This is a genomic window from Plantibacter elymi (nom. nud.) (assembly GCF_900177795.1).
In the GTDB taxonomy this organism is placed as follows: domain Bacteria; phylum Actinomycetota; class Actinomycetes; order Actinomycetales; family Microbacteriaceae; genus Plantibacter; species Plantibacter elymi.
Map to the genome: position 1 here is coordinate 36,879 of NZ_FXWJ01000006.1, position 20,839 is coordinate 57,717.

General features: G+C 70.6%; 21 protein-coding genes. 6 read left to right on the forward strand and 15 right to left on the reverse strand.

What is annotated here, in order from left to right; all coding sequences use genetic code 11:
* Positions 1-123: 123 nt before the first annotated feature.
* The 3 genes from CCK91_RS17750 to CCK91_RS17760 form a co-directional block, all read right to left on the reverse strand.
* Positions 124-618: an NUDIX domain-containing protein gene (locus CCK91_RS17750; RefSeq protein ID WP_086475168.1), complete on the reverse strand. Its 495-nt coding sequence runs from the start codon at positions 616-618 to the stop codon at positions 124-126.
* Between the two features lie 93 nt (positions 619-711).
* Positions 712-1,938, reverse strand: coding sequence for an MFS transporter (locus CCK91_RS17755; protein WP_242664606.1), 1,227 nt, complete (start codon positions 1,936-1,938; stop codon positions 712-714).
* Positions 1,935-2,960 (reverse strand): zinc-dependent alcohol dehydrogenase family protein, encoded by a 1,026-nt coding sequence (locus tag CCK91_RS17760; RefSeq protein ID WP_086475169.1) that lies wholly within the window; start codon positions 2,958-2,960, stop codon positions 1,935-1,937. Before CCK91_RS17760 ends, CCK91_RS17755 begins: the two co-directional genes overlap by 4 nt.
* Positions 2,961-3,088: 128 nt before the next feature.
* On the opposite strand from CCK91_RS17760, the gene CCK91_RS17765 reads away from it, so the two are divergent.
* Positions 3,089-4,021: a helix-turn-helix domain-containing protein gene (locus tag CCK91_RS17765; protein ID WP_086475170.1), complete on the forward strand. Its 933-nt coding sequence runs from the start codon at positions 3,089-3,091 to the stop codon at positions 4,019-4,021.
* Positions 4,021-4,740, forward strand: coding sequence for an SDR family NAD(P)-dependent oxidoreductase (locus CCK91_RS17770; RefSeq protein ID WP_086475171.1), 720 nt, complete (start codon positions 4,021-4,023; stop codon positions 4,738-4,740). Before CCK91_RS17765 ends, CCK91_RS17770 begins: the two co-directional genes overlap by 1 nt.
* Before the next feature lie 64 nt (positions 4,741-4,804).
* Here CCK91_RS17770 and CCK91_RS17775 read toward each other — a convergent pair whose 3' ends face one another.
* The 9 genes from CCK91_RS17775 to CCK91_RS17815 form a co-directional block, all read right to left on the reverse strand.
* Positions 4,805-5,674 carry a MurR/RpiR family transcriptional regulator gene (locus CCK91_RS17775; RefSeq protein ID WP_085514317.1) on the reverse strand — a complete coding sequence of 290 codons (870 nt, stop codon included), beginning with the start codon at positions 5,672-5,674 and terminating at the stop codon, positions 4,805-4,807.
* A complete protein-coding gene (gene murQ / locus CCK91_RS17780; RefSeq protein WP_086475172.1) occupies positions 5,664-6,701 on the reverse strand; it encodes an N-acetylmuramic acid 6-phosphate etherase in 1,038 nt (345 codons plus the stop codon). Before murQ ends, CCK91_RS17775 begins: the two co-directional genes overlap by 11 nt.
* Complete coding sequence (locus CCK91_RS17785; protein WP_086475173.1) at positions 6,685-7,626, reverse strand: N-acetylglucosamine kinase; 942 nt, start codon at positions 7,624-7,626, stop codon at positions 6,685-6,687. Before CCK91_RS17785 ends, murQ begins: the two co-directional genes overlap by 17 nt.
* Positions 7,623-9,248 carry a glycoside hydrolase family 3 protein gene (locus CCK91_RS17790; protein WP_086475174.1) on the reverse strand — a complete coding sequence of 542 codons (1,626 nt, stop codon included), beginning with the start codon at positions 9,246-9,248 and terminating at the stop codon, positions 7,623-7,625. Before CCK91_RS17790 ends, CCK91_RS17785 begins: the two co-directional genes overlap by 4 nt.
* Positions 9,245-10,087, reverse strand: coding sequence for a carbohydrate ABC transporter permease (locus CCK91_RS17795; RefSeq protein WP_079706980.1), 843 nt, complete (start codon positions 10,085-10,087; stop codon positions 9,245-9,247). Before CCK91_RS17795 ends, CCK91_RS17790 begins: the two co-directional genes overlap by 4 nt.
* 80 nt (positions 10,088-10,167) lie before the next feature.
* A complete protein-coding gene (locus CCK91_RS17800; protein ID WP_369821915.1) occupies positions 10,168-11,139 on the reverse strand; it encodes a carbohydrate ABC transporter permease in 972 nt (323 codons plus the stop codon).
* Positions 11,140-11,145: 6 nt separating this feature from the next.
* Positions 11,146-12,432, reverse strand: a complete 1,287-nt coding sequence (locus tag CCK91_RS17805; protein ID WP_086475175.1) for a sugar ABC transporter substrate-binding protein — start codon at positions 12,430-12,432, stop codon at positions 11,146-11,148.
* A 240-nt stretch (positions 12,433-12,672) separates the two neighbouring features.
* Entirely contained in the window at positions 12,673-13,350 is a 678-nt protein-coding gene (locus CCK91_RS17810; protein WP_086475176.1) for a FadR/GntR family transcriptional regulator, read from the reverse strand.
* Positions 13,347-14,075 (reverse strand): SDR family oxidoreductase, encoded by a 729-nt coding sequence (locus CCK91_RS17815; RefSeq protein WP_086475177.1) that lies wholly within the window; start codon positions 14,073-14,075, stop codon positions 13,347-13,349. The genes CCK91_RS17810 and CCK91_RS17815 overlap by 4 nt, the downstream gene beginning before the upstream one ends.
* A gap of 116 nt (positions 14,076-14,191) precedes the next feature.
* Between CCK91_RS17815 and CCK91_RS17820 the strand changes: the two genes are divergently transcribed.
* A complete protein-coding gene (locus CCK91_RS17820; RefSeq protein ID WP_086475178.1) occupies positions 14,192-14,962 on the forward strand; it encodes an SDR family NAD(P)-dependent oxidoreductase in 771 nt (256 codons plus the stop codon).
* Positions 14,963-15,231: 269 nt separating this feature from the next.
* Positions 15,232-16,137 carry a serine hydrolase gene (locus CCK91_RS17825; RefSeq protein ID WP_064294922.1) on the forward strand — a complete coding sequence of 302 codons (906 nt, stop codon included), beginning with the start codon at positions 15,232-15,234 and terminating at the stop codon, positions 16,135-16,137.
* 238 nt (positions 16,138-16,375) lie between these two features.
* Here CCK91_RS17825 and CCK91_RS17830 read toward each other — a convergent pair whose 3' ends face one another.
* Both CCK91_RS17830 and CCK91_RS17835 read right to left on the reverse strand, forming a co-directional pair.
* Positions 16,376-16,807, reverse strand: coding sequence for an NUDIX hydrolase (locus CCK91_RS17830; RefSeq protein WP_242664607.1), 432 nt, complete (start codon positions 16,805-16,807; stop codon positions 16,376-16,378).
* Positions 16,804-17,646 (reverse strand): esterase/lipase family protein, encoded by an 843-nt coding sequence (locus CCK91_RS17835; RefSeq protein WP_133060042.1) that lies wholly within the window; start codon positions 17,644-17,646, stop codon positions 16,804-16,806. The genes CCK91_RS17830 and CCK91_RS17835 overlap by 4 nt, the downstream gene beginning before the upstream one ends.
* A 112-nt stretch (positions 17,647-17,758) precedes the next feature.
* Here CCK91_RS17835 and CCK91_RS20110 point away from each other — a divergent pair, with 112 nt between their 5' ends.
* Entirely contained in the window at positions 17,759-18,379 is a 621-nt protein-coding gene (locus CCK91_RS20110; protein ID WP_086475180.1) for a DUF4190 domain-containing protein, read from the forward strand.
* Between the two features lie 354 nt (positions 18,380-18,733).
* Here the strand turns inward: CCK91_RS20110 and CCK91_RS17845 are convergent, their stop codons facing one another.
* Complete coding sequence (locus CCK91_RS17845; RefSeq protein ID WP_086475181.1) at positions 18,734-20,194, reverse strand: glutamyl-tRNA reductase; 1,461 nt, start codon at positions 20,192-20,194, stop codon at positions 18,734-18,736.
* Between the two features lie 154 nt (positions 20,195-20,348).
* Between CCK91_RS17845 and CCK91_RS17850 the strand changes: the two genes are divergently transcribed.
* On the forward strand, positions 20,349-20,822 hold the full coding sequence (locus CCK91_RS17850; protein WP_086475182.1) for a hypothetical protein: 474 nt from the start codon (positions 20,349-20,351) through the stop codon (positions 20,820-20,822).
* Positions 20,823-20,839 lie beyond the last annotated feature (17 nt).

The following is a 20,839-nucleotide window of genomic DNA, read 5'->3' on the forward strand; positions in this document are numbered from 1 at the left end:
CGGCCAGCGTATCCGGCCCGGCTGAGCGAGCGCGAGCGCTGATGCGCTCGGCGAGAGCGCACAAGTCGCTCTCAAACGCGGCCTGAGCGGACATCTCCTGCACTCTCGGTGGGTGGGCCGAGGTCATCCCGCCTGGAATGCTCCCGACGCGGTGTAGGCGTCGAACAGGCGCAGGACCTCCGTGGTCGGACCGTGCATCGGGGTGGGCGGGGCGATGAGCGGAGCCCAGCGGAACTCGACGACCTCGTCCACCTCGGCGCGGAGCGAACCAGTCCACAAGCGTGCGACGAAGCACATCGCGAATGCATGGACCCGGTCGCCGTTCGGGTAGTCGAGGACGTGGTGCTCGGCGGCTGAGAGACAGGCGAACGGCTCGAGGTCACGCTCGTCCACCGCCAGGCCGGTCTCTTCGGCGAGCTCCATGACTGCGGTCTGCGCGAAGCTGCTTCCGGGCTCGCAGCTACCGGCCGGGATCTCCCACAGGCCGGTGTCGACCCGCCGCTGGAAGAGTGCGTTCCCCTCGCCGTCCAGCACGAGCACCTGCGCACCAGGGAGCGCGAGGAGCCGCTGTCCCACGAGCTGCCGCAGCTCCCAGAGATCGCTTCCGACATAGCCCATGCGCGGGAGTCTAGGCGTCGGCGGACACCGTCCTCTCAACGTCGCGCATGTCACGATCAATCCGCCGTCGCTCAGGGCCATCCGGCCTCCGCGTCACCCCGCGGCGAAGGCCGAGCGGCGACCCACGATCGTGAGCAGCAGCGCAGCGAGTCCGAGGGTGATCATGACCACCGGGAGGATCAGGCCGTCGAAGGTACCGAGGAGGAGCGCGCCGAGGACACCGCCGGCGAAGATCGCGAGGTTGAACGCGACGGGCAGGAAGGAGTTCGCGACGTCCGAGTGCTCGCGTCCAGATCGGGTGAGCGCCGACTGCAGCTGGGCGGAGGAGCCACCGAACGCCAGCCCCCACAGGACCGTCGCGACGAGGACGGCGACGATCGAGGCGTGGCCGATCAGGAGCAGCGCGCCCGCCACGACGAACATCGCGACGCTCCCGTGGAGCAGCGCGCGCGGAGCCCGGTCGATGAGCGCCGCCGTGAGACCGATGCCCGCGATGGACGCGACACCGTAGACGAGCAGCACGAGATCGGCCCCGAGTCCCGTGCCCGAGGCCCGAAGGAACGGCGAGATGTAGGTGTAGACGGTGTTGTGAGCCAGCATCCAGACGACGATCACCGCGAGGACGACCGCGACACCGGGCAGGACGAGCACCCGTCGAAGCGGGAGCCGTGCCGAGCGAGGCTGCCCTGGCGCGTCGGGTACGAACACTGCGATGGACACGAGTACGACGAGCGCGAGCGCCGTGAGTCCTCCGAACGCCCAGCGCCAGTCGAACGCGGTGCCCAGCCAGGCGCCGAGCGGCGTCCCGAGCGCCAGCCCGGCGGGCGCTCCGACGGACACGATCGACAGTGCGAGGCCTCCACGGTCGGGCGGGCTGATGCGACGCCCGTAGGCGGCGAGCATGCCCCAGATCACCCCGCAGAACGCACCGGCGACGAACCGCGACACCAGCGCGACGACGACGTCCCCTGAGACCGCGGTCACGGTGTTCGCGAGGATGAGCCCGACGATCGCGCCGAGGAGGAGTGGCTTGCGACGCATGCCACGGGTGAGGGCGAGCGCCGGGATCGTCACGATCACGGTCCCGAGCGCCCACACACTGATGAACTGACCGATGAGGCCCTCGCTCGTGTCGAGATCCCGGGCGATGACCGGGAGGAGTCCGGCCGGCATCGTCTCCGCGGCCACGAGGACGAACCCCATCGCGGCGAGGCCCGCCAGTGCGAACCAGGGCATCCGGGTGGGCGTCCCGGCTGCGGGGAGGGTCGACGCCCCGGCAGGCGAGTCCGGCGTCGAGGTGGTCGGTGCCGCGGGGCTCACAGCGTCAGCAGCACCTTGATCGCACGGCGCTCGTCCATGGCCCGGTACCCCTCGGCGGCGTCCTCGAGTGGCAGCGTGAGGTCGAAGACCTTCCCCGGGTCGATCCTCCGCTCCCAGATCATCCGGATGAGCTCGGGGAGGAACCGTCGCACCGGCGCCGGCCCACCGTGCAGGTGCACCTCGGCGAAGAAGAGCTCGTCGAGCGGCAGCGAGACACCCTCGTGGGCGACGCCGACGAAGCCGACGTGGCCGCCACCGCGAGTCGAGCGGATCGCCTGCAGCATGGACTCCTCGGTGCCGACCGCCTCGATGACGCTGTGCGCGCCGAGACCGCCGGTCAGCTCCTTGATCCGTGCGACACCCGCCGCACCGCGCTCCTCGACGATGTCGGTCGCGCCGAACTCACGGGCGAGCGCCTGCCGGTCGGCGTGACGCGACATCGCGATGATGCGATCCGCCCCGAGCTCCCGGGCCGCGAGGACGCCCATGAGTCCGACGGCTCCGTCACCGACGACCACGACCGTCTTCCCCGGCCCGACCTCGGCGGCGACCGCGGCGAACCAGCCCGTCCCGAGCACGTCGGACGCGGCGAGCAGCGAGGGGATGAGCTCCGCGTCCGGCTGCCCGGGCGTCGCCACGAGTGTGCCGTCGGCGTGGGGGATGCGTGCGAGCTGCGCCTGCGTGCCCGCGGCGACCGACACGAACTCGGCGTGCACGCACTTCGACTGGTACCCCGCCTGACAGATCTCGCAGGTGTTGTCGGAGGTCACGAAGGAGCCGACGACGAAGTCGCCGACGGCGACCGTCCGCACGTCCTCGCCGACCTGCTCGACGACACCGACGTACTCGTGCCCCATGTTCGTGTGGTCGACGGGCTCGACCCCGCGGTACGGCCACAGGTCGGACCCGCAGATGCAGGTCGCCGTGAGCCGGATGACGGCGTCGGTCGGGTCGACGATGGTGGGGTCCGGACGGTCCTCGACCCGGACGTCGCCGGGCGAGTGCATGACGACTGCGCGCATGTGTGCTCCTTCTGTCGGGTGGTGCAGGTGACCAGTCAACGCCCCGCGCGACGCGGGAGGGAGTCCCGCCTGAGAGGTGTACCGAGAGAGCACCTGTCGGCTCGCCTCGAGGACGTATCGTCGGAGGCATGGACGATCGAGCAGACGTACGCGAGTTCCTCATGACGCGTCGGGCACGGCTGACCCCGGAACTCGCCGGCTTGACCGCGGGCCCCAACCGACGGGTGGCCGGGCTGCGGCGATCCGAGGTGGCGGCGCTCGCCGGGGTCAGTGTCGAGTACTACGCGAAACTGGAGCGTGGGGCGATCGCCGGAGCGTCGTCGACCGTCCTCGACGCCATCGCCCGGGCGCTCCAGCTCGACGAGGCGGAACGCACCCACCTGTTCGACCTCGCCCGCGCGGCCGACGGTGTCCCGCTCTCCGGTCGTCCGCGCCGCCGGGCGGCCAAGAACCCCGCGACCCGGCCGAGTCTGCACTGGATGCTCGACGCGATCACCGACGGGATCGCCTTCGTCCGCAACACCCACCAGGACCTCCTCGCGACCAACGAGCTCGGGCGTGCGTTCTACTCGCCGGTCATCGGCGACGGCGGGCGCACCCCGAACCTCGCACGGTTCCAGTTCCTCGACCCGGCATCCCGGGACTTCTACCCCGACTGGGACGTCTTCGCGGAGATGTGCGTTTCGGTCATGCGCGCGGAGGCAGGCCGGGACCCGCACGACAAGGGACTGCACGACCTCGTCGGTGAGCTGTCGACCCGGAGCGACGCCTTCCGCACGCTCTGGGGAGCGCACAACGTGCGCACACACGGCACGGGAACGAAGCGGTTCAATCACCCGATGGTCGGCGAGATGACCTTCGCCTACGAGGAGCTCGCGATCACGGCCGACCCAGGCCACGTCGTGCTCGTCTACACGGCGGAGCCCGGCTCGCCGTCCGCCGAGCGTCTGCAGTTGCTCGCGAACTGGGCGGCGTCCCAGCGGGAGGCGGAGCAGCGTGACGCTGCGGCGGTCACGAACGAGCCCGACACCAGCGAGGCCGGACGGGCAGGGGGTCGCTGATGCCGCGCATCCTGGTGACCGGTGCCGCCGTCGGCCTGGGGCTCGGCGCCGCGACCGAGCTGGTCGAGCACGGGCACGAGGTGCTCGTCCACGCCCGGAGCCTCGCCCGAGCCGACGGGGTGCGGCTGCTCGACGAGCCCTCCGCGCACCTCGTCACCGGTGACCTCGCCACCCTCGACGGCGTCCGCGAGCTCGCGGAGCAGGTCGCCGCAGCCGGTCCCGTGGACGCGATCATCCACAACGCAGGGGTCCTCGACGGAGCGGCCGTCCTACCGGTCAACGTGGTCGCGCCCTACCTGCTGAGCGCCCTCGTCCCCGCGCGGCGACTCGTGTTCCTCAGCAGCAGCATGCACCGCGGCGGTACCGCGACGCTCGACGGTCTCGACTGGTCGGGTTCCACGAGGACGGCGAGCTACTCCGGCAGCAAGCTGCTCGTGACCGTCCTCGCGGCGGCGATCGCGCGGGTGCGTCCCGGGGTGTTCAGCAACGCGGTCGACCCGGGGTGGGTGCCGACACGGATGGGCGGACCGAACGCACCCGACGACCTGGAACTCGGGCACCGGACCCAGGTGGCGCTCGCCGAAGGACGTGGCGCCGACACCTCCGGATACTGGCACCACCAGCGACGCGAGGAGCCGCACCGCGCGGTCCGCGACGAGGCGTTCCAGGACGAGCTGCTCCTCGCCCTCGCCGAGCACACGGACGTGCCGCTCTCCTGAGAGCGCAGGAGACGCGCTCACGGGGCGGATGTGAGTGCATCTTCTGCGCTCTCGCGGAGCGCGCTCAGGTGTCGATGCGGTGGTCCTGGATCGACTCGTAGGTGACGCGGAGCGACTCCGCTGCGGCGTCGTAGCGACGCTGGGCGACACGGATGAAGAGCAGGTCGACGAGCGCGAGCTGGGCGATGCGCGACGACATCGCACCCGAGCGGTAGCGGCTCTCCCTCGCCTGCGTCGCGAGGACGAGGTCGCACCGGCTGGCGATGGGGGAGTCGGGGAAGTTCGTGATGCACACGGTCGTCGCGCCGGCGGCCCGCGCGAGCTGCATCGCCTGCTCGGTCTCGACCGTGAGCCCGGAGTGCGAGATGCCGATGGCGACCCCACCGGGCCCGAGGAGTGCGGCCGAGGGCAGCGCGAGGTGGGCGTCGACGAAGGTGTTCGCCGGCATGCCGATCCGGTAGAGCTTCTGGTGGAGGTCCTGCGCCGTGAGGTTCGAGGACCCGAAGCCGATGATGTCGATCCGTGGGGCGACGAGGAGGGCGTCGACGACCGCGTCCAGGGCGTCGCGGTCGAGCGAGCGGGCGGTGAGCTCGATCGCCTGCACCTCCTGGTACGCGACCTTCGCGACGACCGTCTCGACCGAGTCGTCCGGGTCGATGTCGGCGTCGTCGACCTCGAACCGGTCACGCTCCGCCTGCTCGCGACTCGTGGAGGTCGCGACGGCCACCCGGAACTCCCGGTAGCCGGTGTATCCGATGGTCTGACAGAACCGCGCGACGGTCGCCTGCGAGGTGCCGCAGGCCTTCGCGAGTTCGGTGATGGTCAACTCGACCACGAGCGAGGGGGTGCCGATGATGGTCTCGGCGACGCGCGTCTCGGCGGCGCTCAGGCGAGGGATCGCCTGGCGGAGCACGAGCAGCGCGTCAGTGGACATCCGGTGCGGCCCCCGTCGGGTCTTCGACGGCGTGCGCTGCGATGGCCGCGCTGAGGGAGCCGTCGCCACCGCGGAGGCGGGCGACTGCTTCATCTGCGGCGATGCCGGTCACGAGGACGAGGATAGCGGCCTTCACCCAGCCGTCCACGGATGCGAGCGTCTTCGCGGCCGTGGCGGCGTCGACGTCGGTCGCCAGCATGACCGTGCGTTCCGCCCGCGCCCGCAGCTTCTCGTTCGTGGTGAGGAGGTCGACCATGAGGTTCCGGTACGTCTTGCCGAGCCGCACCATCGTGATCGTCGACAGCATGTTGAGGACGAGCTTCTGCGCCGTCCCCGCCTTCAGCCGGGTCGATCCCGTGAGGAGCTCCGGGCCGACGACCGCCTCGATGCCGATGTTCGCGTCCCGGGCGAGCGGGGAGCCGGCGTTGCACGACAGGCCGATGGTGATCGCACCGATCGAGCGCGCGTACTCGAGGGCGCCCAACACGTAGGGCGTGCGGCCGGACGCGGAGACCCCCACGACGGCGTCGTCCGCGGTGATCGACAGCGATTCCAGATCCGCCCGACCGAGGTCGTCGCGGTCCTCGGCGTTCTCCACCGCCTGCTGGATGGCGCCCGGGCCACCCGCGATGAGCCCGACGATGAGGCCGGGGTCGGTCCCGAACGTGGGTGGGGCCTCACTCGCGTCGAGGATGCCCATCCGTCCGGCGGTCCCCGCGCCCAGGTAGACGAGTCGTCCGCCCCGGCGGAGGCGCTCGACGATCGCTTCGACGGCCTCGGCGATCTCGGGTTCGACGGCCGCGATGGCGTCGGGGACGGAACGGTTCTCCTCGTTCATCGCGGCGACGAGTTCCCGGGTGGAGAGGGCGTCGAGGTCGGGGTGTCGCTCGTTCACCTGCTCCGTCGAGAGGGTGGCGAGCTCCGCGCGGATGGTGTCGCGGTCGGAGATCGGCCCTGCGGTGGTCGGCCCAGGCCCCGCGACAGGCTCAGGATCCGGTGGTGAGGCGCCCTCAGGCTGCGTGGACATCGTCGCGCACGACCCTTCCGTCGTAGGAGATCGCGGTGTCGAGTGCGACGAGTCTGGCTCCGTCGAGCGCGTCACCGCGGGGTGCGACGAGGTCGACGCCGACCTCGTGCATGGCCGTCGCGAGATGGGCGGCGACGTAGGGGTGGGAGGCGATCCCGCCGACGACGCACACGGCGCCCGTGCCGGCGGCGGCGGCGCTCACGGCGAGATGGGCGCAGGCGGCGTCGACGATGTCCGCGGCGACGGCGTCGCCCTCCTCGGCTCGGGTGATGACCGTGGGCGCGAAGGTGCCGAGCTGGCGGGCCGGGGCTCCGGTGCTCGAGACCCAGCGGGGGAGCGCGGGGATCGACCCGATGAGTGCCTCGGCGTCGACGAGCAAGGTGGTGGCGGGGCCGCGGCCGTCGAAGGCACGCATGCACGCCTCGAGGCCCTGCTGCCCGATCCATCGACCGCTGCCCTCGTCTCCGAGCCAGGGACCCCAACCGTCGATCTGCTTCACGGCGCCGGTGGCGTCGACGTCGAAGACGACGGAGCCAGTGCCGGCGATGAGCACCGTGCCGGGACCACCGGCGAACGCACCGGCGTGGGCTGCCAGGGCGTCGTTGACGACGGCGATCGTCGCTCCGAGCGCCAGGCGCAGTTCGGCGGTGAACGCGGCGACCTCGTGCGGTGCCGCCTCCACCCCGGCGGCGCCGATCCCGACGTGCTGCACCGCGGCGAGGAGGTCCGCCGGGAGGTGCGCGACCGTCTCGAGGACTGCGCGGGCCGACAGCTCCGCACCCTCGTGGTCGGCGAGGCCCGGTGCCCCGTGGCCGCGGGCCTCCGCGAGGACGGTCAGGTCGTCGCCGGATCCGCTCGTGATGCGGGCGCGGCAGGAGGTCTTCCCGAGATCGATGGCGAGGACGGGTGGTGCGAGGTGGTTCATGATCCGTTCCGGTGGCGCTGGTCGTGCAGATGGTGCGTCGGTGCCGCGGTGGAGGCCGCGGCGAGGAGTTCGGTGACCCGGTCGGCGGAGGCGCGGGAGGCTGCGAGCGTGTCGATCACCGGCAGGGGCAGGACGGCGTCCTCGGCGAGCGGCAGTCCGACGCTCACGACGACGGCGTCCGGGCGGACCAGCGCGACGCGGTCCACCGCGAGCCGCTGCGGGGTGTCGTCGCCGAGGCGGTCCGCGAGGAGGACGACCCCGTCGTCGGCGGGGATCGTCTCGAGCAGGAGGGTCAGCTCGTCGGAGGCAGGTGCCTGGGCGTCTGGATCCGGTGTCCGGAGGCTCGGGCCGGCTGCGAGCCGGGTGACGTCGAACCGTTCGGCGAGCGACTCGGCGAACGGATCGTGGGCCGAGGCGACGGCGAACGTCGGTCGGTCGCGGAGGTCGACGAGGGTGATCGACGAGGCTGCGGTGGCGATCTCGCCCCGGACGCGGACGATCCGGCGGATGGCGTCGGCGAAGCGCCCTTCGACAAGCTCAGGGACCGGGGACCGCTCGGGGACCGGGGGCCGCTCGGGGACCGGGGACCGCTCGGGGACCGGGGGCGGGCTGACGGACCGCGCGAGCCAGGCCACGCGGGCGGCCGCACGCTCGACGATCGCTCGATCGAGCTCGCCGGCGGCGACGGCGGCGCAGACCGCCTCGAACACCTCGAGGTAGTCGTCCTCGTCGGTCGTCGCGCCCTGCTTCGGCCCGAGGTTGGACGGGTTCCCGATGCAGAGGAGGTCGACCCCGGCCTCGAGGGCGAGGACCGCCCCGCGCCCGGAGCCGGTCGTGGAACGGATGGCGGCCATGTCGAGCGCGTCGGAGATGATGACGCCGTCGAAGCCGCTCTCGCGCAGCCGGCGGAGTGGGATGGGGTTGAGCGTGGCCGGGGCGTCGCCGAACGCCGGGACGACGATGTGGGCGGTCATGACACTTGCGACGCCGGCGGCGATCGCCGCGTCGAACGGTGGCAGGTGCTCGGCTTCGAGCTCCGCCAGGTCCAGGTCGATGCGGGGCAGATCCAGGTGCGAGTCGCTCGCCGTGTCGCCGTGGCCGGGGTAGTGCTTGACGCAGGCGGCGACCCCGCCGGTCTGCAGGCCGTCGACCATCGCGGCGACGTGGCGGGAGACGAGGTCGGCGGTAGGGCCGAACGAGCGCACGCCGATGACCGGGTTCGCGGGGTTGGTGTTCACGTCGGCGACCGGTCCGAGGTCCACGTTCGCTCCGGCTGCACGGAGCCGCTCGGCGAGTGCCGCACCCACCGCGTGCGTCGTCTCGACGTCGTCGAGGGCGCCGAGCTGCGCGTGCCCGGGCAGAGTGGAGCCCGTCTGCGCCTCGAGGCGGGAGACGTTGCCGCCTTCCTCGTCGACACCGATGAGGATCTCGGGCCGGTGCTCACGGAGTTCGGCCGACAGTGCCGCGACCTCCGCGGGGTCCGAGGAGAGGTTCTGCCCGAAGTACACGACGCCCGCGAGGCCGCCGTCCAGCTCGCGCAGCAGCCAATCCGGGGCGGTCCGGCCGAGGAACCCCGGCCAGAGGACGCCCCGGACGAGCCGCGCGACGTCGGGGTCGATCATCCCTTCACCGCTCCGGACACCAGTCCGCCGGAGAGGCGGCGCTGCACGAGGATGAAGAAGATCATGACCGGGATCGTGATGATGGTCGACGCCGCCATGACCGAACCCCAGTCGTTGGAGTTCAGGCCGAAGAACTGCTTGAGGCCGATGGCCACCGTGTAGTTCTCCGTCGAGCCGCCGAGCAGGGTCATCGCGAAGATGAACTCGTTCCAGGCCGTGATGAAGCTGAACACGCTCGTCGCGACGAGGCCGGGGGCCACGAGCGGGAGCATGATCGAGCGGAACATCCGCCACCAGCTGGCGCCGTCGAGGAACGCCGCCTCTTCGAGCTCCACCGGCACCGCCGCGACGAAGCCGCGGAGCATCCAGATGCCGAACGGCAGCGCGAGCGCGACGTACACGATGATGAGCCCGAGCAGCGTGTTGAGCAGCTGCAGGTCGCGGATCTGCACGAACAGCGGGATCACGAGGGCCTCGAGCGGCACCATCTGCACGACGAGGATCATGAGCAGCACCGCGGTGCGGAACTTGAACCGGAAGCGGGCGACCGCGACCGACGCCAGGAGCGCGACGGCGGCGGAGATGAGCACCGTCGCACCGGCGACGATCGCGGAGTTGCGGAGGAAGACCGCGAACCCGCCGTCGGTCAGCACCGACTCGAAGTTCGTGAACGACAGCTCCTTCGGGAAGAAGGACTGGCCGCCGCTCGACGCCTGCGCGTCGAACGCGCTCGACAGCATCCAGTACGCCGGGAACAGCGTGAACACGAGCAGGAGGGTGACGAGGATCGCCTTGACGGTGTTCGAGCGGATCTTCCGACCGCTCGCCTTCCGGTGCATCGGGACCTGCGGCTTGGCGGACCGGTCGGAGCCCGGTCCCTCAGCCTGTCGACGGGTGGTGGGGGCGGGAGCGTGGGTGGTCACAGTTCGTCCTCCTTCATGAGGGCGCGGATGTAGACGATCGTGATGCCGAGCAGGACGAGCGTCAACAGCACCGCGATCGCGGAGCCGAAGCCGTAGCGGTTCTGACCGAAGGACTCCACGTACGACCACACGCCGAGGTTCAACACCTCGCGGTTCGAGCCGGAACCACCCGGCATGAGGTAGATCTGCGCGAACACCTTGAAGTCCCAGATGGTCGACAGGATGATCACGACCGAGAACACCTGGCGCAGCGACGGGAAGGTGATCTGGAAGAAGCGACGGAACGCGCCCGCCCCGTCCATCTCGGCGGCTTCCAGCATCTCCTTGGACACGCCGAGCAGGCCGGCGAGGACGGTGATGGCCACGAAGGGGAAGCCGTGGTGGATCACGTTCAGCAGCGCGATGCCGTAGAACGTGAACTGGTTCGTGAACCAGTTGAAGGGCTCGTCCATGAGCCCGAGCCCCATGAGCGTCTGGTTGACGATGCCGCGGTCGGCGTCGAAGATCCAGACCCACACGTAGGTGCCGGTGACGGCGGGCATCGCCCAGGCGACCATGATGGCGCTGCCGACGATGGTGCGCCAGAAGGAGCCGAGGTTCGCCATGAGCAGGGCGACGAGGGTGCCGAGGACGACCGTGCCGATGACCGCCGCAGCGGCGAAGAAGACGGTGTTCGGGAGGACGACGGTCCAGAGGGTCGGGTCGGCGAAGACCTCGGCGTAGTTCGCGCCGCCGTTGAAGTTGGTGTCGCCGCTGACGATCTCGCGGAGGCCGTAGTCCTGCAGGGAGAACAGGACGACGCGGATGAGCGGCCAGAGGAGGAGCACGGCGAGGATGAGGAGCGCCGGCGCGAGCAGCAGCCAGGGGCGGGTGCGCATCAGGAGGTGCAGCCGCTTGGGGGAGGGGCCCCCGGCCACCCGCGAAGCGGGGGCTTCGCGGGTGACCGTGGGCGGGGTGAGGGTCGACACGATCGGCTACTTGCCGTTCATGATGTCGTCCATCTCCTTGGCGGCATCGGTCGTCGCCTGGTCGACCGACTTGCTTCCAGAGAGGATGGCCTGGATCATCGCGTTGGTGGTCTTCTTCGCCTGCACCGCGCCGAACTTCGGGGTCACGGGGAGGGAAGCGCCGCCGTCGACGAACTGCTCGGCGAAGGGCTTCACCAGCGGGTCCTCGCTCTCGGTCGAGTCACTGAGGAGCGAGGTCTGGCCGGGGAAGTAGCCGGTCTGCTCAGCCCACTCGGAGGCGAACTTGCCGGTGGTCATCATCTCGATGAACTGGAACGCGAGGTCCTTGTTCTTCGAGGTGTTGAACATGCTGAGGTGCGAACCACCGAGCACGGAGGGCGACATGCCGCCGTCTTCACCCGGGATCGGGATGGCGGCGAACTTGCCCTCGAGCTCCGGGTTCTTCTCGACGATCGTCGCCGGGGTCCAGGAGCCCATGATCGCCATGGCGACCTTGTCCTGCACGAAGTTGTCGAGGACGTCGGTCTCCTTCCAGGTGGTGGCGCCTGAGGAGGAGAGGTCGTACTTGGTGGCCAGGTCGGTCCAGAACTGGATGCCCTTGCGTGAGTCGTCGCTCGCGAGACCCGACTTCCAGGTGTCGCCGTCGAGCTCGGAGACCTCGCCGCCGGCGCCCCAGACCCAGGGGTACGCCGTGAACTCGGCGTCACCGGGGACGGGGAACGGGATCATGTCGGGCTTGGCGGCCTTGATCGCGGTGCCGGCGTCGACGATCTCCTGCCAGGTGGTCGGCGCCTTGAGGCCGAGCTCCTCGAAGACGTCGGTGCGGTAGACGATCGAGCGGACGCCGGCGTACCACGGCATGCCGTAGAGCTCGCCGTCGTACGTGCCGGAGTCGGCGAGGCCCTGGACGAGGTCGTCCTTCAGGCCTGCCTTGTCGACGTAGTCGCCGATGGGGGCGAGGGCGCCGGCGTCGGCGAACTCGGCCGTCCAGGTGGTGCCCGTCTCGGCGACGTCGGGGGTGGTGTTCCCGGCGATCGACGTCACGAAGCGGTCGTGGGCGTCGGCCCACTGCACGTACTCGACCTTGAGGGTGGCGCCGGTCTCCTTCTTGAAGGCCGAGCCGACCTCCTTGAAGAAGGCCTCGGAGTCGGGGTTGGTGCCCTGCATGATCCAGACGGTGAGCGTCTGGCCGTCTGCCGAGACGTCGCCTGAGCCGGAACCGCCACCGGCACAGGCGGTGAGGCCGAGTGCCGCGGTGGCGAGGACGGCCAGCGGAAGGGTGCGCTTGCGCATGGTGCTGCTCCTCGATTCTGGGATCGGGAGTCCGAGCCGTCGTTGGCCCGGGATCCGTGATGACCGGGAAACCGCGGTCGATCCCTGCTGTTTTCAGTGGGTGTGGAAACAGTATTCAATAAGTACAGGAAGCTTGCAAATATTTTCCAGCACTGCAACACGGTCGTTACCTGCGTGACGGACGTGTTTCACGAAGCTGCGAGAACCGTGTGTGAGGACGGTGGTCGGGCGTCGCCGACGTCAGGCCGTGCGGAGGATGATCACGCGCATCGTCGCGGCGGCCCGCTCGCCGTCCTGTGCCTCGATCGCCGACGCGAGGTCCGTGTGCAACGCCGCGTCGTGGTGGTCGATGCCGTCGCCGGGCAGCTGGTCCACGCGATCCCGGAGGGCCTCGTCGACGGCGTCGCCGACCCGGTCGAGGATCGGGTTCGCCGCCGCGCGCCGGATGAGGCGATGCAGCAGGAGGTCGGCCTCGAGGAACGCGATCGGATCCTGGCGAGCCGCCGCCGCGCGGAGTGCCTCGCTCGTCAGGCGGAGCTCACGGGCGTCGGCGTCGCTGCGTCGCTCGGCCGCGAGCCGTGCCGACTCCGGCTCGGTCGCGGTGCGGAGCTCGCGGATCGCGAGGATGGTGGACTCCCGTCGTCCGCTCGCCAGCGCCCAGCGGAGCACCCGAGGCTGCAGCCAGTCCCAGGTCGACGACGGCTGCACGGTGTGGCCGACGTGCGCCTTGCTGGCGAGGAGCCCGAGGCCGGCCAGCACGCGGGTGGCCTCCCGGACGACCGAGCGGGAATGTCCGGCCCTGGCGACCAGTTCGTCCACCGTGCACACCGTGCCGGCGGGCAGTCCGCCGTCGACGATGTCGGTGCCGATGCGGTCGAGCGTCCGTTCGAAGGCCGATGTCCCCGGTGTGCGACTCACGCCCGTGCTGACGGACGCGTGGGGGAGATCACGAGTTCGTCGATCCGCACGTGCGGCGGGCCGTCGAGGATGAACCGCACGGCGCGGCCGATGTCCTCGGGCGTGAGCATCGTCTCGCGCGCCGACGCGTCCGGCACCTGCGGTCGCATGGAGAGGAACGGGGTGTCGACGTCGCCTGGGCAGAGGTGGGTGGCGCCGACGCCGTGGAGTCCCTCCTCCTCGTTGAGGGTCGCGCAGAGCGAGGCGAGCGCGGTCTTGCTCGCGCTGTAGGCGACGCCACCCTTCGTCGAGAATCGCCAACCGGCGAAGGAGGAGATGACGACGATCCGTCCCTGGGCGTCCCGGATGGTGGGCAGCGCGAGGTCGATCGTCCGGGCGACCGAGGTGAGGTTGGTGTCGACGATCGCGGCGAACTCCGTCATCGACTGGTCGTCCCACCGACGCCGTGGTGCGTTCAGGCCCGCCGCGGTGACGAGGTCGTCGACCGGGCCGAGCTCGGCGACGATGCGGTCGTGGGCTCGGGTGAGCGAAGCGGGGTCCGTCGCGTCGGCCTCCGCGGCGACGGCCGTACCGCCGGCGGAGGTGACGGCCTCGACGGTCTCGAGGAGCGCCTCACGCCGTCGCCCCGTGACAGCGACGCGCCATCCCGCCTCGGCGGCAGTCACCGCCACGGCCTGTCCCATGCCGCTGCCGCCACCCGTCACCCAGAGCACTCGATCCGTCATGACGCCAGTGTACCGAGCCGGCCGAGCATAAGTATGTTTTACTCGCCTGGTGCGCACGCGGCCGTCGACACCGGGTCGACGCGTCGACGGCTGCGCTCGGACGACGGGAGACACCGATGCTGCTGGACCTGACGGATCGACGGGTGATCGTGACCGGAGGCGCTCGTGGGATCGGGCTCGCCCTCGTGGAGTCCTTCCTCGCCGAGGGGGCCCGCGTGGCGGTGCTCGACCTCGACGTCTCCTCCCTCGATGCGCTCGTGGCGTCCCACCACGGCGACCTCGTCGCCATAGCATGCGACGTGCGCTCCGAGGACTCCGTGTCGAGTGCGGTCGCGGCGGCTGCCGCCGGGCTCGGAGGGATCGACGTCCTCGTGAACAACGCCGGGATCAACGTGCAGTCACTGCTCGAGGAGACGAGCGACGCCGCGTGGACGAGGTGCTTCGACGTCAACGTCGGCGGCGTCTTCCGGGTGTCGAAGGCGGTCATCCCGTATCTGAAGGAACAGCGGTCCGGTCGCATCATCAACGCCGCGAGCTTCGCCGCGGTCATCCCGAGCGTCGGCAGCGCGGCCTACGCGGCGTCGAAGTCCGCGGTGGTCCAGCTCACCCGGGTGCTCGCGAGCGAGCTGGGGCCGTGGGACATCACGGTGAACGCCTATGCGCCCGGCATGGTGCCGACGGCGATGAACGGATTCGCCGAACTGCCGACGGCGCAGCAGGACGAACTCCTCGACACGCTCTCGGTGCGCCGATGGGAGGAACCGGAGGACGTCGCGAACGTCGTGCGGTTCCTCGCGAGCGACCAGGCGGGCTACGTCACCGGCGCGCTGATCGACGTCAGCGGCGGCAAGTTCGCGACCCAGTTCCCAGCCCGCGCCCGCGGTTGATCAGGCACTGAACCCGACGGGATCCGGGCGGTGGACCGACCGGATTCGCGGGTGATGCAAGCGACGGATGTCGGACCGACGCGCCCGGGAACGACGTTCCCGGGCCCAGATTCGCAGCCAGCGCGAAGGGCGCTTACGATACCGTGGACGGCACATCCGGAGGCCCGCGGCGCGGGTCGTCGGACGGCCGTCGAGTGGGCTGACCGGGGCAGGTCCACACCCGCAGGATCGTCGGGATCACCATCTGGAGCAGAGGAGTTCGGTCAGCCGTGGCTTCACGAGTGCACGAGTCGGAACGTCGCCGTTCGCGCGATGCGCGTCGAGGGCGCCACCGTGCCTCCGCCCAGATCGAGCCCTTCACCCGTGGCTTCAGCGCCCTCGGTGAACTGGCCGCGTCGGGTGCGCAGGTCAGCCTCCGGATCAACGACATCACCACCGGCGAGATGCTCATGTCTGCCGACGACCACGTCGTCGTGCCCACCGCCTCGATCGGCAAGGTCCTCCTCCTCATCGAGGTCGCGGCCCGCCTGGGCGACGCCGACTTCAGCGGGCTCACCATCCTCGACCGCGAGCCACTCGACGCCGTCGCCGACTCCGGGATCTGGCAGCACCTCCAAGCGCCGTCGCTCCCGGTCGCCGACCTCGCCGCCCTCGTCGGCGCGACGAGCGACAACCTCGCCACCAACGTCCTGCTCCGCCACATCGGTCTCGACGCCGTCCGCCACCGTGCGGAGGAGATCGGGCTGAAGCGCACGGCCCTCCTCGACATCGTCCGCGACCACCGCGGCCCCGACAACGCACCGCAGCTCTCCGTCGGTTCCGCCCGCGAACTCGCCTGGCTGTTCCAGGCGCTCGCGACGGGCGAGATCGTCGACGCGACCACGAGCCGCCGGGTCCTGGCCTGGTTGTCGCTCAACACCGACCTCTCGCTCGTCGCCTCGGGCTTCGGGCTCGACCCGTTGGCCCACCGTGAGCCCGACCACGGTATCCAGCTCTTCAACAAGACGGGTTCCGGGGTCGGCGTGCGAGCCGAGGCGGGTATCCTCCGCGGCCCGAACGGCGCCGTGAGCTACGCTGTGTGCACGAGCTACGACGACACCGAGCTCGGCACGCGCCTCGGGGTGGTCGACGCCGTCCGGATCCTCGGCCAGGACCTCCTCGAGTACGTGCACTGAGCCGGTCGCGCTCCTCCGGTCGCTGGTCGACCGGTCCCTGAGCGTCAACCGGTCCCTGAGCGTCAACCGGTCCCTGAGCGTCAACCGGTCCCTGAGCTTGTCGAAGGGCTCACCCCCCGTCGGTCCCTGAGCTTGGCGAAGGGCTCACCCCCGTCGGTCCCTGAGCTTGTCGAAGGGCTCACCCCCCGTCGGTCCCTGAGCGTGTCGAAGGGCAGGATCCGCCTGTCGGCGGGGCTCCTCAGTCGATGAGCCCCGCCGCCGCGAGGCGCTCGAGCACGTCGCGACCCGCGGGCGGGCAGCAGTCGAGTGACTCCGTGCCCACCCAGTGGACCGCGCTCACCTCGGCGGAGGGCGTCGGTGCCTCGTCCGTCTCGGCCGCGAAGACGTGCATCCGCACGAGCCGGCCATCGGGCTCACCGTGCGCCTGCGTGACCACCGTGAACAACGGCGTCACCCGCGCGGGATCGATCTCGACCGCGACCTCCTCGTGTGCCTCCCGGACGGCGGCCTCGGCGGGCGTCTCACCCGCGTCGATCTTCCCGCCCGGCATGTAGAGGACGTCGCGGCCGCGAGCCGTCACCATGAGCACCCGCCGTCCGCGGACGATCGCGACCGCGGACACGAGGATGTCGGGGAGTGGGCTGCTCGAGCCCTCTGTTGCGCGGCTCACTGCTCGGCCGGGCGCTCGGTGTCGAGCGCGGGTCGCACCCGATCGGCGAACCCGTCGACGGCGAGTTCCACGGCGTCCTTGAGCTCGTCCGTGCTGAGGATCACGAAGTGACCCGGCACCGGGAGGAGCACGTTCGTCGCTCCTGGTAGCACGCTGCTGGACGGCACGTGCGGGTCGAAGGTGCTGTAGATCGAGACGATGTCGGCGTTGACGTCGTGCGGCGCCCCGAGCGCCACGATGGTCTCGTCCGTCGGGAGGAACGCGCGGAGGCTCGGATCGACGACGTACTTCGCGAGCACCGATCCGGAGAACGGCGAGCAGATCGCGACGACCCCGAGCAGGCCCAGCCGCTCGCGTTCGGTGAGGAGCAGCTCCTTCCCGACGAGCCCTCCCTTACTGTGCGCGACGATGACGCACCCGGCCACGGGCTTCGGCAGCCGTCCGAGTGCGCGGGCGAAGCGGGCCGCCGTGTCGCGGATGGGTTTGCGGTTGTACCCGAGGCCGCGGGCGATGCGGATCCGGTAGCCGTCGGCGTTCAGGCGGTCTGCGACCGGCTTCAGGAACGCCCAGGTCTCGTACACGCCGGGGATGAGGACGACGACCGGTCGGCTCGCGTCGCCACGGGCGTACTCCCTCGGGATTCGGCCGCTGAAGAAGGCCCGCGTGTGCCAGACGACCGAGTGGACCCAGTCGACGGCGACGATCCCGGCGATGGTCAGCGCACCAGGCCGCTCGGCGACCGGCGGGGCGTCGGCGAGCGTGACGTCCTCGGCTCCCGCCACCGACTCCTCGTCCATCCGCACCCCCTCGTCCATCTTGCCACCGCCTCCGGTGCGCACCGCGCGAGCCCAGTGAACATCAGGGATCGCGGGTTACCCTGTGTTGACAAGGCGACGGCACGCTGCAAGCATGAGTCCGTTCGTCGAACCCCTATGCGCGAGGTGCACCTTCATGACTGATCCGAACTCCGGCCAGCCGAACGACCCATACGGTCAGAGCCAGAACCCCCAGCAGCCGGCCTACGGCGAATCGCAGGTTCCGCCGGCTCCGCAGTACGGCGAACAGGCTCCGCAGTACGGCGAACAGGCTCCGCAGTACGGCCAGCCCTCGCCCTACGGTGAGCAGCCGGGCCAGCAGGCTCCGCAGTACGGCGAGCAGCCCAAGTACGGTCAGCCGCAGGCGCCCTACGGCGAGCAGCAGAACCCCTACGGCCAGCCGCAGGCGCCCTACGGTCAGCAGCAGAACCCGTACGGCCAGCCCGCCGCTCCGTACGGACAGCCCCAGGCGCCGTACGGCTACGCGCAGCCGACAGGCCCGAAGACGAACGTCATGGCGATCATCTCGCTCATCGCCCCGTTCGTCGGGTTCGGCGTCGTGGGCCTCGTGCTCGGCATCATCGCGCTCGGTCAGATCAAGCGGACCGGTGAGCAGGGCCGCGGCCTGGCCCTCGCCGGCACCATCGTGAGCGGCGTGTCGGTCCTCGCCGGCATCATCGTGATCATCTTCTACTTCCTGATCATCGCCGGCGCGATCGCCGGCGCGAGCTCGTACGACTACAACTACGACTACTGATCCACGGCCTGCTCCGCAGGCGGATCACGACGGGCATCGGCATCGCGCCGGTGCCCGTTCGTCGTTCCAGCGCCCCTCCCGTCCCGTTGCCTGTGCGGTGACCCTCCTCCGGTCCCTGAGCAGCACCCCTCTCCGGTCCCTGAGCTTGTCGAAGGGCGGTGCTTGACCCGTTCCCTGAGCGGTTAACCCTCTCCGGTCCCTGAGCTTGTCGAAGGGCCCACGGGGAACGTCCATGGTCGGTCGCGTGTTCGCGCGCACCTCGACAGGCTCGGTGACCGGGGTTCGGGTCGGTGGCCGAGGTCGGCTCGGTGAGCGGAGTCGCCCGACGCGAGAGCCCCGGTACCGCCAGGAAGCCTAGGAGGCGGAAGCGGCCGAGTCGGCGTCGGCGAGCGGCGCGACGACCGCCGGTGCCTGCGGGACCTCGATGCCGAAGAGCGTCTGCAGCGCCGTCGTGTACGCGGCCTGCTCGCCGTTGCGGGCGAGGTTCCGTGCGCGCACCGTCGGTTCGTGCAGCAGCACTCCGGCGAGGTGACGCAGTGCACGGGCGGTCGAACCATCGTCGTCGCCGCGAGCGGTCGCACGGGCGACTTCGGCCTCGACGAGTGCGTGCACGTGGCTGCGGAGTGCGACGACGGCGGGCTCGAGGCTGCGCTCCTCGCCGACCGCTGCGAACTTCTGTGCGGCGCGGCTGACGATGGAGCGCGCGACCTCGGTGGCCTGCAGCTCCTCGAGCGGCGCGTGGATGCGGATGGTCTCGAGGTCGAGCAGCACCACACCGGCGACGGTGGAGACGTCGGGGTCGACGTTGCGCGGCAGGCCGAGGTCGATGACGAGCTGGGCCGAGGCGTGCGGCACCGGGCACTCGGCGGCGGCTTCGGTGATGACGTCGTGGGCGAGTGCGGAGACCCCGGTGGGTTCGGGTGCGGCCGGTGCGTCGGCCGCGGTGACCAACGAGAGCGTCGGTGCGTCCGTGGCAGCCGCGGCTCGCGCACGGTGGTCGGCGGCGACGGCCGTGCGACCCGCGCGGAGCAGTTCGGCGTCGACCACGTGGCCCTCGGCGGTGGTGCAGGTCACGATGATGTCGACCTCGCCGGTGGTGCGGGCGAGGTCGTCGTGTCCGATCCAGCCGATCTCGTGCGAGCGCGCGAACTTCTCGGCGCGGCCGGAGGGCGAGTACACGAGGACGTCGGTGACGCCGCGGTCGCGGAGGGCGGCGAGGCTCGCGCCGGCGTACGCGCCGGTGCCGACGAGCAACACGCGTTGCGTGGCCCAGTCGTCGATACGGCTCTCCGCGAGGTCGAGAGCGAGGCGCACGATGGAGCGACCGGCGCGCCCGAGCGGCGTGCGGTTCTTGATGCCACGGGAGGTCTGGGACGCGCGCTGGAACAGGCGCTCCAGTTCGGAACTGGTGGTGCCACCGGCGCGAGCGGCCTCGAGGGAGCGCCGCACCTGGCCGGCGATCTCGCCCTCACCGACGACGACGGATTCGAGTCCGGCCGACACGGCGAAGAGGTGCTCGGCTGCTGCGGTGCCGACGCTGAGGTCGAACACCTCCCGCAGCTGCTCGGCGGGGATGCCGGTGGTCTCGCTGACGGCCTCCGCGGCGGCCTCGAAGGCGACGGACGCGGCGGCGGTGACGGGCTCGTCGAGGTCGATGTACGCCTCGAACCGGTTGCAGGTGGCCACGACGACGGCACCCGAGACGCACTCGTGGTGCTCGACCAGGCGCGCGGCAACGCCCTCGGCACCGACTGAGAGTCGTTCGAGGAGGTCGAAGGTGGCGTTCTTATGGCTCGCCGTCACACACATGAGCACCCGATGAGTCTACCCGAGCGGGGCTGTCGGGCTCCCGGGATGTCGCCCAGGGCACCCTCACCACCAGTCGGGTACTGACATATGAAATGTCAGATGCAATACTACGAATCAAGCCGTTCGACCGAACGGAACACAACGATCGAAGGAGAACGTTATGCAGCACGTCAGGAGAGTCGTCACGCTCGCCGCCGCGGCAGCGATGGTCACCCCCGGGCTCATGGGTGCGGCCCCGGCCCCGGCCTCGTACCCACGGGGAGGAGATGTCGTGGTCACCTGCACATACACGGGTGGTCTGTTCCATGCGACCGGCGAGGTCCACCTGGTCTGGAACGGGAGCGACGCCTCGGGCAGGACGACCGTCTCGCTGGAGGAGTACCGGATCACCGCCGGCGGTGCGCCCTACGGCGACAAGGCGAACATCGACCTCGGCCTGTCGCAGAACGGCGGGGCGACGCGGTGGATCCACTCGCCCGACTCGATGAAGCAGGACGGCCAGTGGCACTCGCTCGGGATCTGGCAGGACCTCTCCGCGTCGCCGTCCATCGACGATCTGATGGCGACGGTGGAGTTCACCTTCGACGAGTCGGTCGGCTACGACCACTCGTGCAGCGTGTCGCACCGGCTCTGAACCACGGTCGGACCCCG